The 17,824-nt window shown below is 67.2% G+C and carries 15 protein-coding genes; 8 read left to right on the top strand and 7 right to left on the bottom strand.

The window, feature by feature from the left end:
• Positions 1-19 precede the first annotated feature (19 nt).
• A complete protein-coding gene (locus tag KXD97_RS17155) occupies positions 20-472 on the bottom strand; it encodes a MaoC family dehydratase (RefSeq protein WP_260751235.1) in 453 nt (150 codons plus the stop codon).
• 611 nt (positions 473-1,083) lie between these two features.
• On the opposite strand from KXD97_RS17155, the gene KXD97_RS17150 reads away from it, so the two are divergent.
• From KXD97_RS17150 to KXD97_RS17140, 3 genes are read left to right on the top strand one after another with little or no spacing between them, the layout of a single operon-like run.
• Positions 1,084-1,833 (top strand): hypothetical protein, encoded by a 750-nt coding sequence (locus tag KXD97_RS17150; protein WP_260751234.1) that lies wholly within the window; start codon positions 1,084-1,086, stop codon positions 1,831-1,833.
• Positions 1,830-4,004, top strand: a complete 2,175-nt coding sequence (locus KXD97_RS17145) for an Rv1355c family protein (protein WP_260751233.1) — start codon at positions 1,830-1,832, stop codon at positions 4,002-4,004. Before KXD97_RS17150 ends, KXD97_RS17145 begins: the two co-directional genes overlap by 4 nt.
• 7 nt (positions 4,005-4,011) lie before the next feature.
• A complete protein-coding gene (locus KXD97_RS17140; RefSeq protein WP_260751232.1) occupies positions 4,012-5,865 on the top strand; it encodes a bifunctional diguanylate cyclase/phosphodiesterase in 1,854 nt (617 codons plus the stop codon).
• Here KXD97_RS17140 and KXD97_RS17135 read toward each other — a convergent pair.
• The gene (locus KXD97_RS17135; RefSeq protein WP_260751231.1) at positions 5,862-6,629 is read right to left on the bottom strand and encodes a hypothetical protein; all 768 of its coding nucleotides are present in this window, start codon (positions 6,627-6,629) and stop codon (positions 5,862-5,864) included. The two genes, KXD97_RS17140 and KXD97_RS17135, sit on opposite strands and share 4 nt — an antisense overlap.
• 402 nt (positions 6,630-7,031) lie before the next feature.
• Between KXD97_RS17135 and KXD97_RS17130 the strand changes: the two genes are divergently transcribed.
• A complete protein-coding gene (locus KXD97_RS17130; protein ID WP_260751230.1) occupies positions 7,032-8,264 on the top strand; it encodes an acyl-CoA dehydrogenase family protein in 1,233 nt (410 codons plus the stop codon).
• Positions 8,265-9,407, top strand: a complete 1,143-nt coding sequence (locus KXD97_RS17125) for an acyl-CoA dehydrogenase family protein (protein ID WP_260751229.1) — start codon at positions 8,265-8,267, stop codon at positions 9,405-9,407.
• A 77-nt stretch (positions 9,408-9,484) separates the two neighbouring features.
• On the opposite strand, the gene KXD97_RS17120 is transcribed toward KXD97_RS17125, so the two are convergent.
• The 3 genes from KXD97_RS17120 to KXD97_RS17110 all read right to left on the bottom strand — a co-directional run bounded on the left by KXD97_RS17120 (position 9,485) and on the right by KXD97_RS17110 (position 12,188).
• Positions 9,485-10,369, bottom strand: a complete 885-nt coding sequence (locus KXD97_RS17120; RefSeq protein WP_260751228.1) for a universal stress protein — start codon at positions 10,367-10,369, stop codon at positions 9,485-9,487.
• A gap of 134 nt (positions 10,370-10,503) precedes the next feature.
• Complete coding sequence (locus KXD97_RS17115; protein ID WP_260751227.1) at positions 10,504-11,616, bottom strand: DUF1214 domain-containing protein; 1,113 nt, start codon at positions 11,614-11,616, stop codon at positions 10,504-10,506.
• Complete coding sequence (locus KXD97_RS17110) at positions 11,613-12,188, bottom strand: TetR/AcrR family transcriptional regulator (RefSeq protein ID WP_260758017.1); 576 nt, start codon at positions 12,186-12,188, stop codon at positions 11,613-11,615. Before KXD97_RS17110 ends, KXD97_RS17115 begins: the two co-directional genes overlap by 4 nt.
• A 112-nt stretch (positions 12,189-12,300) precedes the next feature.
• Between KXD97_RS17110 and KXD97_RS17105 the strand changes: the two genes are divergently transcribed.
• Positions 12,301-13,470 carry a sulfotransferase family protein gene (locus tag KXD97_RS17105; protein ID WP_396885447.1) on the top strand — a complete coding sequence of 390 codons (1,170 nt, stop codon included), beginning with the start codon at positions 12,301-12,303 and terminating at the stop codon, positions 13,468-13,470.
• A gap of 39 nt (positions 13,471-13,509) precedes the next feature.
• Here the strand turns inward: KXD97_RS17105 and KXD97_RS17100 are convergent, their stop codons facing one another.
• The gene (locus KXD97_RS17100; protein WP_260751225.1) at positions 13,510-14,316 is read right to left on the bottom strand and encodes an endonuclease/exonuclease/phosphatase family protein; all 807 of its coding nucleotides are present in this window, start codon (positions 14,314-14,316) and stop codon (positions 13,510-13,512) included.
• Between the two features lie 47 nt (positions 14,317-14,363).
• Between KXD97_RS17100 and KXD97_RS17095 the strand changes: the two genes are divergently transcribed.
• Both KXD97_RS17095 and KXD97_RS17090 read left to right on the top strand, forming a co-directional pair.
• The gene (locus tag KXD97_RS17095; RefSeq protein WP_260751224.1) at positions 14,364-14,918 is read left to right on the top strand and encodes a nucleotidyltransferase; all 555 of its coding nucleotides are present in this window, start codon (positions 14,364-14,366) and stop codon (positions 14,916-14,918) included.
• 167 nt (positions 14,919-15,085) lie between these two features.
• On the top strand, positions 15,086-15,763 hold the full coding sequence (locus KXD97_RS17090; RefSeq protein WP_260751223.1) for a Crp/Fnr family transcriptional regulator: 678 nt from the start codon (positions 15,086-15,088) through the stop codon (positions 15,761-15,763).
• A 5-nt stretch (positions 15,764-15,768) separates the two neighbouring features.
• On the opposite strand, the gene KXD97_RS17085 is transcribed toward KXD97_RS17090, so the two are convergent.
• Positions 15,769-17,403, bottom strand: a complete 1,635-nt coding sequence (locus KXD97_RS17085; RefSeq protein ID WP_260751222.1) for a diguanylate cyclase domain-containing protein — start codon at positions 17,401-17,403, stop codon at positions 15,769-15,771.
• Positions 17,404-17,824: the final 421 nt, after the last annotated feature.

Below are 17,824 nucleotides of genomic sequence, written 5' to 3'. Positions count from 1 at the left end.
CCGCCGTGGCGTGGCGGAGTCAGCCGATGAAACGCACGATGGATTCGGCGACCGCGGCCGGCTTGTCCGAGCCCTCGATCTCCACTGTCGTGCTCAGGGTGGCCTGCACCGCGTTGTCGAGTTGCTTGACCGCGGTGATTTCAGCCCGCGCACGCAGCTTCGCGCCGACCCGCACCGGGGTGATGAAACGGACCTTGTTGTATCCGTAGTTGATGGCCATCGCGACGTTGTCCACGGAGTAGAGCTGATGGGTGAAATGAGGCAACAGTGACAGCGTCAGCAGACCGTGGGCGATGGCTCCACCGAAGGGCCCGCTCGCCGCGCGTTCCGGATCGACGTGGATCCACTGGTGGTCCTCGGTGGCGTCAGCGAACAAGTTGACCCGGTCCTGGGTGATCTCAAGCCATTCGGTCGGGCCGAGCTGACTGCCTTCGGCGGCGACGAACTCGGCGAGATCCTTGAACTTCTTCACAGTTGTCTCCTTTGACCCGGGTGCCGACGGGAAACGACATCCGGTTGTGCCGCATGCGGGTTTACAGCACTCACAGTGCCATAGCACGACCACCCCGACCACAGCGCGGTCGGCGCCGGACGCCCGCGTTGTGGTTGGCAGCGATCATTCGCCGATGTTGCACAACCGCCGCTCAGCTAACAGATTGCATTCGCAACTTCGCTGCGGCGGCGACCCCCTTTTCACCGAGCGGTAACTTCCCGGTGAAACTGTGCCGGGCCGATTACGCGGACGGGCCCGCCAGTTAGCGGGCAGCGCCACGCATAACTGACCTGAGCGCTAAAAAGAGAGTTTGCGCAACTCCGCATGTCGGCAGCGTCTCGAATTGTCACGGTGACACCCCCTCGGCCTGTCAAATTCGTCTTGCCAGTGGGGGGTCTGGGGTATGTCTTGTGAGTGCGTTTTTATGTCCAGAATTCGAAAAGGAGAAAATATTTGCCCGCTAGCTAGAAATGGAGAGACCGGCGGCGACATACTTGGTGTCGCCGCATTAGCACCGACACCGGATCTGATAGTTGGCAGCCGGCGTCAGCGTTTTTCTGTATCGCCAACCCGCACCGATAGGAATAGCCATGTCAATTGCTTCTCTCGAATCCGTCCGCGCCGACGATTTCGAACTCGCGAGTAACCACAGCTGGTGGGACGCCGACGCGGAATGCACATTGGTGATGTCGCAGCCCCATCTCGACCCCGACCTGTGGATGGAGTACCTCCGCGGTGCGGAGCGCAGTTACCGCATGCACGGGGTCGAGCGCGCACTGGATGTGGACGAGATCAGCGACGGACACGACACCGCGGTCTTCTGGGCAGCGTTGGACGTGACCGGACGCGTGATCGGCGGCGTGCGCGCCAAAGGCCCGCTGACCGGGGCCGACGACTCACACGCGGTCGTGGAGTGGGACGGGCAGCCGGGTCTGGCCGCGGTGCGCAAGATGATCGACGACCGCGCCCCGTTCGGCATCCTCGAGATGAAGTCGGCATTCGTGACCGACGATCCGGCCCGCAACAAGGGCGTGACGCGTGCGCTGGCACGCAGTGGTTTCCACGCACTGGCGGCGATGGACCTCCAGTTCTGCATGGCCACCTCGGCGCCGCATGTGCTCGACAAGTGGCGCTCCTCGGGAGGAATAGTTGCGTCGATCCCCGCGACGCCCTACCCGGACCCCCGCTACCGCACCAAGATGATGTGGTGGGACCGCAGGACGTTCATCCGGCACGCGGAGCCCGCGCAGGTGTCGAAGATCCTCAACGAGATCAGGGCGATGGAGCGGTCGCGCGTCGTAACCGGCGGAATCGGATGGCCACGCGATAATGCGCTGTGAGCTTTGAGAGCTTCCGTGCGCAAACGGATGACGCCGAACCCGCCGGACAGCGCGATGCCGCAACCGCGGTGGTCCTCGATCCCGACGACACCGCCGACCAGGAGACCTTGCGGTCTCTGCGTCAGGACCCGGCGATCATCTTCCTCGATCGCAGCGCACAGCAGGCCGACACGCTGGCCCGGCTGCTGCCGGCGCCGGAACCGGAGCTGACCGCCGAACCCCGGCGGTGGGTGCACTATCCGTGGCGGCGCACCGTGATCGGGATGCTGGGTCCGCGTTCCTACGCCCGCGTGCGCTCCGACCGCAACCGCAACCTGATCACCGCACAGGAGCAGGAGGCGCTCGCCGCGTTGCGCATCGGTGTGGTGGGCCTGAGCGTGGGCCACGCGGTCGCTCACACGCTGGCGATGCAGGGGCTGTGCGGCGAGCTTCGTCTGGCTGACTTCGATGAACTCGAGCTGTCCAATCTGAACCGGGTTCCGGCCACGGTGTTCGACATCGGCGTGAACAAGGCCATCATCGCCGCCCGCAGGATCGCCGAGGTGGATCCGTATATCACTGTGCGGGTGATGGATTCGGGGCTGACGGCGGACACCGTCGCCGAATTCCTCGACGGCATCGACATCGTGGTCGAGGAGTGTGACTCGCTCGACGTGAAAGCGCTTGTCCGCGAAGCGGCACGCATCCGTCGGCAGCCGGTGTTGATGGCCACCAGCGACCGCGGCCTGATCGACGTCGAGAGATTCGATCTCGAACCGGAGCGACCGATCTTCCATGGGCTGCTCGGCGATGTCGACGCGTCGGCACTGGCCGGCCTCGACAGCCGGGACAAGATTCCGCACGTGCTGCGGATCATCGACGGCGCCAACCTGTCCTCGCGGGGTGCGGCCTCGCTGGTGGAGGTCGGCCAGAGCCTGTCGACCTGGCCTCAGCTCGTCGGCGATGTGCTCGTGGGTGCCGCGGCGGTCGCCGAGGCCGTGCGCAGAATCGGCCTCGGCGAGCCGCTCTCGTCGGGCCGGGTGCGTGTGGACACGGCAGCGGCCCTCGACGCTCTGACCGACCCGATGGACGCCGGGCCGCAACCCGAGTGGGAACCTCCGGCGCAGGACGACGAACAGATCCGGGACCCGGTGCAGGCGGTGGCCGTCGCGGCGAATCGTGCGCCGTCGGGAGGCAATGTGCAGCCCTGGCACATCGAGTCCGGTCACAACGTCGTCACGATCCGACTGGCCCCGGAATATCAGTCGACGATCGACGTCGGATTGCGCGGCAGCGCGGTGGCCGTCGGCGCCGCCGCGTTCAACGCCCGCGTCGCTGCCGCGGCGCACAAGATGATCGGTTCGGTGACCTACGTCGAGGGCGACGAACGTGCCCCACTGGCCGCCGTGATCGAACTCGTCGACGGCACCGACGACGATCTCGCGCCACTGTATCCGGCGCTCTCGGCGCGGGAGACCAACCGCAGACACGGAACGGGCGCGCCGGTGCCGCAGGAGGCGATGGACGCCCTGCACGCCGCGGCACGACGCGAGGGATCACGGCTGGAGGTTCTCGTCGATCGGGACGTGATCGACCGGATCGGCGTGCTGTTGGCCGAGACCGACCGCATTCGCTATCTGACGCCGCGCCTTCACGCCGACATGGCCTCGGAGCTGCGCTGGCCCGGCGACGATTTCCCAGATTCCGGAATCGATGTGCGGAGCCTGGAACTCGGCACGGCAGAGCTGGTCACCCTCGACATCCTGCGCCGTCCTGAGGTGATGTCGCTGCTGCACTCCTGGGATGCCGGAGCGGTGCTCGGCGCCGACACCCGGGTTCGTATCGCGAAAAGCTCCGCACTCGCGCTGATCATGACCGACGACCTGTCCCTGACCGGTTATGCCCGGGGTGGCTCCGCGGCCGAGTCCGTGTGGATCGCCGCTGCGCAGCACGGCCTTTCGGTGCAACCGATATCCCCGGCATTCCTCTATGCCCACCATCGCGACGAACTTGACGAGCTCTCACCGCTATTCGCACCCGAGCTCGCCGATCTGCAATCGCAGTTCCGTGGCCTGACGGGTGAGCGTCCCGGCGAGACCACCGTTCTGATCCTCAGACTCGCCTGTGCACCACCTGCATCGGTGCGCAGTCGGAGACGGCCCGTCACAAATACTGACGCGCCCGTATCCTGACTGCACGATGTCTGACAACGACACACTCCGCAGCCTCGACCTGGTGGTCACCTCGGTGGCCACCAAGTTGATGGCCGCCAACGCGGCGACCTCGGTCGAGGTGAGTCAGCGGGTACTGGCCGAACTCGTCGCCTATCTGGGTGTCGATGTCAGCTTTCTGCGCTACAACGACCACAAGATCGGTGCGTCACGGCTGATCGCGGAATGGCCGGTGCGCCCCGGAGTTCCCGACCCGGACCCGCTCGCGCTCGTCTATTTCGCCGACGCCGACCCGGTGTTCGCCCACTCCGAACACGGCAAGAAGCCGATGGTGTTCCGGCCCGAGCCGGCCACCGACGACTACCAGAAGCGCATCGAGGAGACCCGCGCCGTGCCGGCCACCTCGATGGCGGCGGCTCCCCTGGTCTCTGGTGAACTCACCACCGGTGTGCTCGGGTTCATCAAGTTCGGTGACCGCGAGTGGACCGCTGAGGAACTCAACGGGCTCGAAGCGATCGCGTCGCTGTTCGCTCAGGTCCAGGCGCGCGTGCAGGCCGAGGAGCAGCTCCGTTACCTGGCCGAACACGACGACCTGACCGGACTGCATAACCGCCGTGCGTTGCTCGCCCATCTCGACGAGCGCCTGGCAGTCGGCGCGCCAGGCCCGGTGTCAGCGCTGTTCTTCGACCTCGACCGTCTCAAGGCGATCAACGACTATCTCGGGCACACAGCAGGCGACTGGTTCATCCGGGTGCTGGCTGAGCGGCTGCGCCGGGGCGCGGACTGCCCGAACATGATCGCGCGGCTCGGCGGTGACGAATTCGTCCTCGTCCCCGGCGTACCGATGGACGCACAGGAGGCCGAAACCCTCGCGCACCGCCTGCAGTCGACGCTGCGGGAACGGGTCTCCATCGACGGCGAGATGCTCACGCGCACGGTGAGCATCGGTGTGGCTCAAGGTGTGCCGGGTCGTGACACCACATCGGATCTGCTCCGCAGGGCGGATCAGGCCGTGCTGACCGCCAAGAACTCGGGCGGCAACAAGATCGTCACCTTCACCGACGACATGTCGATGAAGAACGAGTTCGACAACGACATCGAGCTGCACCTGCAGAGCGTCATCGAAAACGGCGCGCTGCTGCTGCACTACCTGCCCGAGGTCGACATGCGGACCGGCGAGATCCTGGCCGCCGAGGCCCTGGTCCGCTGGCAGCATCCGACGCGTGGTCTGTTGTCCCCGGAGTCGTTCATCGGTGTCGCCGAGTCGATCAACCTCGCGGGCGAGCTGGGTCGCTGGGTGATGCGGGCGGCATGCGCGGATTTCGCGGCGTGGCGGGCCCGCGGCATCGGCCGGGACGCGGTGATGCGCATCAACGTCTCGCCGGTACAGCTGGTCACCGACGGCTTCGTGGACGCGGTCGCCGCGATCGTCGACGAGTTCGGACTCGACAAGGGATCCATCTGCCTGGAGATCACCGAGAGCGTCGTCGTCCAGGACATCGAGACCACGCGCGTCACCCTCAACGGTCTGCAGGAGGCCGGCGTGCGCATCGCGATCGACGACTTCGGCACCGGGTACAGCGCGCTGTCCCATCTGAAGTCGCTGCCGGTCGACACGCTCAAGATCGACAAGAGCTTCGTGCGCGAACTCGGTTCGGATCCGGGCGATCTGGCGATCGTGCGTGCGGTCATCGCGCTCGCCGAGGCGTTCGGCCTGGAACTGGTGGCCGAGGGCGTGGAGACGGAGGCCGCGGCGTTGACGCTGCTGCGCCACGGATGTCACCGGGCCCAGGGATTCTTACTGTCACGGCCGATTCCCGGCGCGGCAATGGAGACACTGCTGGCCAAGGGACGGATCCGGGTGAGCTTCGCCAAGTCCTAGTCGCTGACGTCCGAACCTGCGGTGTGCAGCGGAACCGCTTGAGCCACCGCGGGATCGGACGTCAGCAACTCCAGCCGTCCGAACCGGCTGGCTTCCTTACCGACCAGCGCGACCCGCAGCGCGACCCGTTCGGGCAGCCGCGGCGAGGCCGCCCCGCGGCCGGCGGCGCCGTCACCGCAGACCAGCACACCGTGGCGCGCCCGGACCGACAGGGCACCGTCGGCGGTGCGGAACACCGCTCCGGCCACCCGGCCGTCCTCGAACACCAACGCCTCGAAACCCTCGACGTGCTGCGCAGACACGCCACGGTCGTCGGCTTCATCGCTCAGCCAGCGGTGGACGGAACCGGCGGGGTCGTCGGGATCGGGTGTGGCGACGCCGAGCTCGGTGACCTTGAACATCTCGCCGTGCTGACCGGGCATCGTCGCCGAGGTCCAGTCCGTGACCTGGGTGTAGAGGTAGCCCGACGGCGACGGGATGCAGACCGCCGCCCAGTCACGCAGCCGCCACCCCTGAAACGGCGGCACGGTGCGCCCCCGCGTCGGCGCGGTCTCGGGCATCAGACGCACCGGCAGATCGGCGTCGCGCTGCCTCAGTGTGGCGAGGTCGAGGTCTTCGGTCAGCGCCGAGAAGTAATCGACGGTCGCCTCGTCGCCGACACGGGAGAAACGTCCGCGCAGCCCGAGTGGCTCGTCAGGCCGGCCGGGATCGGCAATGTCGGCGAGAAATACCTCGCCGTCGTGTTCCACCGTCGAAATGGCCACCGCCAAACCGGCCGAACCGGCTCCGACACACACCACGTCGACTTCGTGGTCCCAATCGTGCTCAATGCACAAAGTTATTCGCCTCAAATTTGCCATTGTCGAGTTTTATCGACCCGTTAAAGGCTAGAACATCGCGATATGGAGACCAAACGGATTTGGTTTCCCGGGTTGCCACAGCCGTGATGGGTCTTGAGGGGATTTGCCATCACAGGCTGTGGCAACGAACAAAAGCTACCATCCGGCGGTCGGTCACCTGCCGGTTCGGCGCTGTGGCGACCCCTCTGGCGGGCGTGATCGCGAACACAGTCATGGTCGCCACGCCCCCGATGCCCCCCCGGGGTACACCTCACTTAACTAACTAGGTTTACTGTGTCTCTGACGTCCGGCGGAGAGGAGACAGTGATGGACCTACAGTGGTCGCCGGTCGACCTGGCATTCCGCGACGAGGTGCGCGCATTCCTCGACGAGAGGCTCACGCCTGTGCTCCGTCGCGCGGGGCGCCTGATGACCAGCGTGTACGCCGATCACGACGCGAGCATGCAATGGCAGCAGATTCTGCACGAGCGCGGGTGGGCAGCGCCGGCGTGGCCCGTCGCCCACGGCGGGTGCGACTGGAGCCTGACCCAGCACTACATCTTCAGCCGGGAGTCCACACTCGCCGGCGCCCCGTCGCTCTCGCCGATGGGGATCAAGATGGTCGCCCACGCGATCATCAAGTTCGGAACCGACGAGCAAAAGAACTTCTTCTTGCCGCGCATACTGACCGGCGAGGTCTTCTTCTGCCAGGGGTACTCCGAGCCGGAGGCGGGTTCGGATCTGGCCGCGTTGTCGATGGCGGCCCGCGACGACGGTGATCACCTCGTATGCACCGGCAGCAAGATTTGGACCACTCACGCGCGGGAAGCCAACTGGATGTTCGCGCTGGTACGCACCACCCGATCGGACAAGAAGCAGCGCGGCATCACATTCCTGCTCGTCGACATGTCGACTCCCGGCATCGAGATCCGGCCGCTGGTGATGACCTCCGGTGAAGAGGTGCAGAACCAGGTGTTCTTCGACGAGGTGCGAGTGCCCAAGCGCAACGTCATCGGCCAGATCGACGACGGCTGGACGGTGGCCAAGTACCTGCTCGAATTCGAACGTGGCGGTGGCGCCACCGCACCGGCCCTACAGGTGATGGTCGAGGAGATCACCGTGGCGGCCGCCGATCAGCCCGGCCCGGCCGGAGGGCGGCTGCTCGACGACCCTGCTTTCGCGCGCAAGCTCGCCGAGGCGCGTATCCGGACCGAGGTGCTGGAGATCCTGGAGTACCAGGTGCTCGCGGTGGTGGCGCAAGGCGGCAACCCCGGCGCGAAGTCGTCGATGTTGAAGGTGCTGAGCACTGAGCTGAGCCAGGCGATCACCGAACTCGCCATGGAGGCTGCCGGACCGCGCGGGCGCGTCTACCAGCCGCATGGGACCTGCCCGGGCGGACCGATCGCCGAATTCGAGCCGCCCGCGGACGACTACATCAGCGGTGAACCGTGGCAGGCCGTGGCCCCGTTGCGGTACTTCAACGACCGGGCCGGCTCGATCTACGCCGGCAGCAATGAGATTCAGCGCAACATCCTCGCCAAGGCTGCATTGGGGCTCTAAATGGACTTCACACTCAACGACGAACAGGAACTGCTGCGAGGGAGCCTGGCTCGGTTTCTCGCCACCCGCTACGACCTCGAGAAGAGCCGTACCGCGGCCAAGACCGGCCCGGGTTGGCAACCCGAGATCTGGCGCGCCCTCGCCGAGGAGCTCGGCATCCTGGGCGCGGCGCTGCCGGAAGAGGCCGGCGGGATCGGCGGCGGCCCGGTCGAGATGATGCTCATCGCCGAAGCGCTGGGACACGCCCTGGTGATCGAACCCTATGTCGACACCGCCGTCGTCGCCGCCGGACTGCTGCAGCGCGCCGGTGGGGACACCGCAGCGGCACTCGTCGACCAGATCGTCTCCGGCGCCGCCGTGGTGTCGCTGGCCGCCACCGAACCGACCTCCGGCGAACGCTGGCAGGATGTCAGCACGACCGCCCGCCGTGACGGTGACGGCTGGATCCTGTTCGGCGCCAAGATCGTCTCGACCAGCACACCGCTGGCCGGTCACGTGCTGGTCACCGCCAGGACGGCCGGCGAGCGCACCGACACTGACGGCATCTCGCTGTTCCTCGTCGAACTCGGCTCCGCCGCAACAGGTATCGATCTGCACCACTACCGCACGGTCGACGACCGCCGAGCGTCCGACATCGTGCTGGACGACCTCCGGTTGCCGGCCACCGCGCTGTTGGGCCGGGAGGGCGGCGCGTGGCCGTCGCTCGCACTGGCCCGTGACGAGGGCGCCACCGCGGTCTGTGCGGAGGCGGTCGGCTGCATGCGCAAGGTGCTGGCCGACACCGTCGAATACTGCAAACAACGCCAACAGTTCGGGCAGCCCATCGGCAGTTTCCAGGTCCTCCAGCATCGGATGGTGGACATGTACATGGAGGTCGAACAGGCCGCTGCCGCAGCGTTGTTGGCGACTCTCAACCTCGACGCCGACGACGTCGCCCGGGCCAGGGCGGTGTCGGCGGCCAAGGTCACGGTGGGCCGCGCCGCCCGGTTCGTGGGACAGCAGGCCGTGCAGCTGCACGGCGGCATGGGCATGACCGAGGAGCTGGCGATCGGTCACTACTTCAAACGGCTCACCGCTGTGCAGTTCGAGTTCGGATCGACCGACCACCACGTCGCGCGCTACGCCGAGCTGACCTCGCGGTAGGCCGCCGGCCCGACCACCGGAACCAGGTCGGGCCCGCCGGGGCCGGCGAACGCACGACTACCGGAAGCGTTCTGCGCTCAGGACTTCCGGGCCACGATCACCGGTCCACGCGCCGACTGAACGACCTGAGATGCCACCGAGCCCAACAGCATCCCGGCGAAGCCGCCGCGGCCGTGACTTCCGACGACCAGGAGCTGGCCCTTCTCGGCTTCTTCCAGCAACCGTCGGGCCGGCTGGTCCCGGCACACTACGCGCCGGACGGTGACGTCGGGGTAGCGTTCCTGCCATCCGGCCAGCCGCTCGGCCAGCAGCATGTCCTCCTCGGGTTGCACCTCCGACCACCCGGCGCCCGGCAGTTCGTAACCGGCGTCGCTCCAGGTGTGCAACGCGACGAGTTCGACCCCGCGCCGTGACGCCTCGTCGAATGCGATCGCGGTGGCCCGCTCGGACGCCGGGGAACCGTCCACCCCGACCACCACCGGCGCCTGGGCGGGATGCGGGATCAGCGGGTCCTCGTCGTGGATCACCGCGACAGGGCAGTGCGCGTGCTGCACGAGACCGGTACTGACCGAACCCAGCAGCCGGCGTTCCCACTTGCCTTTGCCCCTGCAGCCGGCGACCAGCATGTCGGCCTCTTTGGCCACATCGACCAGTGCGGCGACGGGCTGACCCGACAGCACCACCTCACCGACGTCCACGGCGTCACCGGCCATGGCGGCTTCGGCGACCGAACGCGCATCGGCGAGAATCCGGCGCGCCTCCTCCTGCTCATCCTCCAGGTAGGCCATCGGCAGTGGAGCCTGGATCCACGACTGCATGGCAGCGCCGGGAAGGACATGCGCCAACGTCAACGGCACCCGGCGCATGGCGGCGTTGCGCGCAGCCCAGTCGACCGCGACGCGCGATGGTGCCGAGCCGTCGACCGCGACGACGATGCCGTTGAGTGCTACCGGGGTGGACATCAGGTGTGCCTCCTCCACTTAGGCCGACGGCGCCGGTGCCGTCTGACACCACGACGTTATCGTCACGGCTCGAGGTACGTCAGTGGAAAGCCGTCATCATGCGATGGGACCAAAGTCCTTCGCGGGAAATGCGCTCAGCTGACCGACGTCGGGGCATCGGCGATCTTCACCAGCGACACACGCGGGCGGGCCGGAACCTCGTCGGCCAGGAACCAGCGGAAGGCGAGGTTGCCGCGCGGATAATCCAGCGTGGTCAGCGCGTTCGGATGATCCGTCATCCCCCGGGACACCACAACGGTGACGGTTCCGTCGCTGTCGGGTACCGCTGTCGCACCGTTGACCGAGCTGCGCGCGTCGGGCACGCCGGGCACCGCCATGAACTGGTTCCACACCACCAGATTCCAGAATCGGCAGTTCGGAGGCCGATGGGTGATCACCAGCGCCTCGTCCTCAGCGAGGTCGAAGCTGCCGTAGGAGTAGCACGCGTCACGCGCCGACCAGCCGAAGTTCGCGTCGGGCACCTGGTAGGGATCGGCGAAATCATTGGCGGCCATTGCGGTTTCGTGGCCCAGCTGATGCTCGCCGGCATCTCTGACCCCTACCGTCAACGGAAGGATCGCGAACATGGTCCGCAGCCAGGCCGCGCTGGCTCGCAGCGCGGCCGCGGTTTCGGCCTCGCCGTGACAGAACGGGTCTGGCGGCTCAAGAGCCTCGATGTTCCAGGTGACGGGCCGGCCCACGAGCGGATCGGCTTGGTAGTCGCGTGTCATCAACACCGCGGCGTCGGGTTGGGGGCCGAAGTCGAAGGTGAAGTTGCCGTCGCCGTCGATGTCGAGGTCGTCGTCGCGCACGATCGCGACGATCCGGTCCGACCACGCTCCCGGCGCGGGCTCGTTGTAAGCGGTGACCGAAAAGTACACGCTGTCACCGCGATTGCCGCTGACTCGGTAGCGCCGCCCGGGATCCACGGGGCACATGTAGTAGATGGCGTCGGTGTTGTCCCCACCCCAGCGCCGGTCCGGGCGCAACGGTGAGTTCACCTCCAGCCACCGGGGGCGGCTGGGATCGGCGAACAGGTACGTGTCGAACGCGACCCCCAGGGTGGTCGCGATCATCCGGTAGCCGTCGGCGATGTGGCGATCGTCGGTGACGGCTTTCGGGCCGGTCATGAATGATTCGTCCAACTGCCGCAGGGTGTCCAGCAGTTCCCGCCACGCCGCCGTGGCCTCGTGGATGTCAGAGGTCATGCACTGATTCCTTTCGTGATCAGCTGCGCGGTCTGCTCGATCCACTCCGCGTCGACGTCGGTGCCGCGAGTGAGCAACGCCAGCAACGTCATTCCCGCGACGGCTTCGGCGAGTTTCGTGGCGGTGACGTCGCGGCGCACCTCGGACCGGTCGACGGCGGACTGCAGGAAGTCGTTCAGGCCGCGGACGAGGACGTCGGAGAATCGCTCCAGCAGCGCGGTGTGCAGCGTCGGATCGGAGGCCATCTCCCCCACCAGCCCGGGCAGCGCCGCGCGCGCGGCCGGAGTGCTCAACACCGCGAGCGTCCGCCTCAGCATCTCGCGCACGTCCCCGTCCAGCGATCCGGTGGCGGGAAGCTCAGTGGACGCATCGACCGGGAAGACGGCTTCGTGCACCAGGTGAGCCTTCCCCCGCCAGCGCCGGTAAATGGCCGGCTTGCTGGTGCCCGCGCGCGTCGCGATCGCGTCGAGGGACAGATCGGCGTAGGACGACTCACTGATCAGCTCCACGGTGGCGCGAAGCACCGCGTCGTCGATGCCGCGATCCCGGGGGCGTCCCACCTCTGTCATCATTACGATACTCACAGTAACATATTGCTTTGTGACGGACGCCACAGCGGATCTGGTCTATCTCGACGACCTCGCCGAACCGCGCTACAGCCCTGCGGCACAACAGCTTCGCGATATGATGGCGACGTTGGCCGCCGACTGCCCACTCGATGTGGAGGTGCTGCACCAGCGGGCCACGGAAGCCACGGGCCTGACCGACTTCGGCCCGGACGACTATCGCGACCGCCTGCAGCGTTACGTCAGCGAGCTGCGCGAGATCGATATGCACGCCCCGGGGATCGTGAATTTCCACGCGCAGCTCGTGCAGTGGCTCAAGAATCGGTTGCTGCTGACGGAGCTGCTCGCCCGACATCCCGAGATCGAGGACATCGAGCTGGCTGCCCCGGTGGTGATCGCCGGCCTGCCACGCTCGGGCACCACCCACCTGCACAACATGCTGGCCGCGGCGCCGACCTTCCGCAGCCTGCCGTACTGGGAGAGCGTCGAACCGTTCCCGCTGCCGTCCGAGACGGGGATAGAGCCCGATCCGCGGATCGCGCGGATGGACGTCGCAGTGCACACCATGGATGTGCTGATGCCACACTTCGCCCTGATGCACGAGATGACCACGGATCACGTGCACGAGGAGATCCAGCTGCTGGCCAACGACTTCTCGACGATGTTGATGGACACTCTGGCCCATGTGCCGCGCTGGACCGAGTGGTTCTGGAGCAGCGACCAGACGTCGTCGTACCGTTATCTGGTCACGCAGCTCAAGGCGCTGCAGTTCCTGCGCGGCGGACGGCGATGGGTGCTCAAGTCGCCCCAGCACCTGGGGCAGCTGCCGGTGCTCGAGGCGGTGATGCCCGGTGTCGTGGTGGTTTTCACCCATCGTGATCCGGTCCCGGTGGCGTTGTCGATGATCGCGATGGTGACCTACTCCGAGCGGATGCACCGCGACAGGGTCGACGTCACGGCGCTCGCCCATGCGTGGATCGACCGGCTGGAACGCCTGCTCGACACCTGCATTCGGGATCGAGATCTCATCCCGGCGGAGCGCTCAGTGGACATCGTGTTCGACCAGTTCATGGCTGATGAGATGGGCACCGCCGAGCGGGTGTACTCCGTGGCGGGGGAACTGCTCACCGACGATGCCCGCTCCGCGATCGCGCAATACCTGCAAGGTCACCGCCGCGGACGACACGGCCGGGTGCACACCTCGCCCGAGATGTTCGGCCTGGACCCCGACAGCCTCAGAGATCGGTTCGCGCCCTATCTGGGGCGGTTCCTGCTGACCTCGGAATAGCCTGGCAGTCGACGTATTACGCCGATTCCCCGGGTCTGCTCAGGGGTTCTGCGTCCGAGCGTCCCCGAGGTGGACCTCGGAATCCGAGCGCTGCAGATGCACGACCAGCGGCCGGTGGTCGGAGATGGGCACTCGCGGCGTCTCACACGCCGCTGCGAACAACCCGGGATCGTCGGTCAGCACGTGATCGAGCTGCTTGGAGGGATTGTCGGCGGGGAACGTGGGGGCCGCCGCCAACTGCCTCAGCCTCGACCACCGGCGCGCAGCGGCGGCCGACATGTTCAGATCCCCGGTCAGGATCCGCGGCCACGGCAGACCGCGGACGTCGCGCATCAGCCGGCGCAATTGGACGCGGTTCCATCCCGGCACGAACGACAGATGGGTGTTGACCACGGTCAGGTTCCCCAGCGGGGTGTCGAACTGTCCGATCACCGCCGCGCGCGGCTCCTCGTGGATGACCTGCACCCGCCCGGGCGCAGCGAGATACATCGGGAACCGGAACGGGATCCGGGGCAACCGGACGACCTGCCAGTTCAATGCCGGATAGCGCGACAGCAGCGCGACGCCGTAGGCAGCGGTACCGGGCTGCTCCTCTCCCGTCGCAGCCATCCAGGTCGCCCCCGGTGTGCCCGCGATCGCCGCCACGAACTGGTGACTCCGCGCGCCCATCGCCTCGGCGGCCAACGCCGTCAGATCGGCCGATCCGGAGCGCGCCTGAATCGAGTCCACCTCCTGCAGCGCCAGGATGTCGGCGTCGAGCCCGGCCACACATTCAGCGAAGCGGTCCAGGTCCACGCCGTCACCGAGGGTGCGGCCGTGCAGGATGTTGAACGTCACCAACTTCATGGGTACCCAACTACCCACCTGCGACGGAAACCAACGGTGATGCCTCCATGTCCCACGACGATCTGCGTGAGTCGCTGCGGCGGGCCGCCTCGGCGCTCAAGGCCGACGGTCCACCGTTCGCGCTGGCCGGCAGCTATGCGCTGTGGGTCCACGGCGGCCCCGAACCGACCCATGACGTCGATTTCGTCGTCACCGAACAGGACGTCGAGGCGGCCGCGGCAACCCTGTCCAAAGCCGGCTTCGACATCCGCAGACCGCCCGAGGACTGGCTGTTCAAGGCCGCCCTCGGCGTGGACGAACCCGCCCTGATCGACGTGCTCCACCACATCAACGGGGTGCCGGTCGACATCGAGCTGATCGACCGTGCGCGGGTGCAGGACGTGCTGGCGCTGTCCATACCGGTGCTGACACCGACCGCGGTGGTGACACAGAAGCTGCGGGCGCTCAACGAGCACCACTGCGATTTCGCCCGGCTGATCCCGTCAGTGCGCGCGGTCCGTGAACAACTCGACTGGCCCGCGCTGCGGCAGAACACCGCCGACAACCCGTTCGCCGTCGCGTTCCTGTTCTTGTGCGAAAATCTACGAATCACCGTCGACTGACGAACGGTGTTGCACCCGAGAGGTTTTCACCGTCGGTAGCTCCCGGTGACCGGGCGAGACGGCTCGCGGAGATGACCGCGGACCTGCTACGTTACGCGTGCTCTCCCTCCTGTAATGCGTCCTTCGGCGACGCCCGCACACTCGGTCGAGAGCGAGAAAGGGACAGCGTGGACGAAGTTCTGGCACGGGCCGCCATCTTCCAGGGGGTGGACCAGAGCGCGGTCGCCGTGTTGTGCAACCAGCTGCAGGAGGTGTCGTTCCCCCGCGGCCACCGGGTCTTCAACGAGGGCGAGTTGGGTGACCGGCTCTACATCATCACCTCGGGCAGGGTGAAGGTCGGCTGCGCGACCCCGGACGGCCGCGAGAGTCTGCTGACGCTGATGGGCCCGGCCGACATGTTCGGCGAACTCGCCATCTTCGATCCGGGGCCGAGGACGAGCTCGGTCACGACGCTGACCGCCGTGCGGGCGGTGACCATGGACCGGGAGGCGCTGCGATTCTGGATCGCCGAGCGCCCGGAGATCGCCGACCAGCTACTGCGCGTACTGGCTCGCCGGCTGCGCCGCACCAACGACACGCTGTGCGACCTGATCTTCACCGACGTCCCCGGCCGTGTCGCCAAGCAATTGCTCGACCTGGCCCGCCGCTTCGGCACCCAGCAGGACGGCGCGCTGCGCGTCGAGCACGGCCTCACCCAGGAGGAGATCGCGCAACTGGCCGGCTCGTCGCGCGAGACCATCAACAAGGCGCTGTCGGACTTCGCGCAGCGCGGCTGGATCGAACAGCGGGGTAAGTCGACCATCATCCACGACCCCGCCCGGCTGGCCCGCCGAGCGCAGCGCTGACCCGATCAGTCGCAGAGGCGGTCGGGGGCGGCTTCGAAACGTGCTGTGCTGGCGCGTCCCTGCGCCTTGGCGCGATACATCGCGGCGTCCGCATCCCGGAGCACATCCCCCAGGCTGCGCCGGTCGTCGTCGCTGATCGTGGTGATGCCGATGCTGGCGCCGACCCGAAGCTTCAGCGATCCGATGAGCATCTCCTCGGCGAGCACCTCGTGCAGACATTCGGCGATCGCGTCCACATCGGCCTCCTCGACCGGTCCCGTCAGCAGCACGACGAACTCGTCCCCACCGATTCGTGCCACCAGATCCTGGGGTCGCGTCGCCGAGCGCATCCGCTGGGCCACCCGGCGCAACACGTCGTCACCGATGGTGTGGCCGTGGTTGTCGTTGACCGACTTCAACCGGTCGAGGTCGATGAACAGCACCGCAGACAACCGGTCCGCGCCGGTCTGAGACATCGCCGCGGCGGCGTGGTCCAACGCGTGCCCGCGGTTCGGCAATCCGGTGAGCCAGTCGTGAGTGGCCTCGTGCAGAAGTCTCTCGCGGGCGTCGTAGTGCTCGGTGATATCGGTGAACGACATCAGAATCGGTGAGTTCTGCGGATCCTCGGGGTGCATCACGCGACCGTGACCGGTCACCCAGATCCGGGTGCCGTCGAGACGGTCGACGCCGACCACCTCCCCCCGCAGGCTCAGCCCGGTCTTCAGGATCCACTGCAGCGGATGAGAATCCGGGTCGAGCAGGCGTCCCTGGTGGTCATACATCGGCAGGTCCGCTCCATGGTTGCTGTGGTGCAGGCCGACGAGATCCTCGGCGCCGCTTCCGAGGATCCGGCGTGCTGCGGCGTTGGCGAACTGGAATCTGCCATCGCTGCCGACGATCACCACACCCTCGTGAAGGAGGTCGAGCACCGCGTGCAGTCGCTGCCCGCTGCGATCGGCGGCCACGACGGTGTCGCAGACGACGACGTAGCCGCCGCTGGTCCGGACCACCAGCACGCGCACCGCCAGCGGTGCCCCTTCAGCGTCGATGTGGGTGGTGACCACGCAACCGCTGCCTGAACGAACCAGTGCATCGGGATCGAGCGGGGCGCCGACCGCCCTCTCGACGGGCATCCCCACCACCTCGTCTGCGGACCTGCCGTAGAGGTCGTGGGCATCGGCGCTCCAGTCGGTGACGATGCCGTCGAGGGTGGTGGTGATGGTCGCCGCTGTGGGCTTGCGGTCGCCGGAGTCACCGGCGAGCACCATCGGCCGTGCCGGCATCGGGTCCCGGAAGATCACCTCGTACGTGGGATCGCCACGCTGCAGCCGCAACGCCGCCACCGCTTGGGCAGCCAACACGCTGCCGTCGACGCGCATGAGGGAATAGTCGCCGGGCCCAGAGACGTCGCCGTCCGCGCGCAAGTGGGCCAGGGCGGCGGTGACCGCGCCCAGCGACGCCGGAGCAATGAAGTCAGCTATCGGGCGATCGATGATCTCGACGGACGCTGTCGCGCCGAGCGCGCGCACCGCCACGGGGTTGACGTAGCGCACGATCTTGCCGTCGTGGATACACACCGGAACCAGGCTCCGATCGAGCAGTCGGTGATATTCGAATTCGGCCGCGGTGCAGTCTTCGCCGAAATCGTCCCGCGACGTCATCGGGTCGCTTCGACGCAGGTCGTCAAATCCGCCCCCTCCGAACGTGTCCCCTCGCCGATCAGTCGGTGCTGTCCCCTCGGCCACCTCCGCAATGCCTGAAAGGCAGGCTAGCAAGCTCGTCAGACATGGACGTGCAAACCGCATAACCTGACTTTTCGCGGCATGGCTGGGCGCCTCCATCAACGCGGGCGGCCTGCCGGTGATCACTCCGGCCCAGGGGTCGCCGCGCCGCCACGACGGCGCGCGCTGCCGGTGCCGCCGGGCTCCGGGCGCCAGGCCCGATAGCGAACCCCCTGCCGCACAGTCGGTTCGGCGAGCTGCGCCCGTGTGCACCGCATGCGGGTGCCGGAAACGACCGGCCACCACGCCAGAAGTGATGTGGGACACGGGAGCCGACGTGGCACCCATAAAGCCGGGCCGG

It is taken from the genome of Mycobacterium sp. SMC-8, from assembly GCF_025263565.1.
GTDB lineage: Bacteria > Actinomycetota > Actinomycetes > Mycobacteriales > Mycobacteriaceae > Mycobacterium.
The sequence above is the reverse complement of the archived record's forward strand: the minus strand, read 5'-3'. Positions and strand labels throughout refer to the sequence as shown.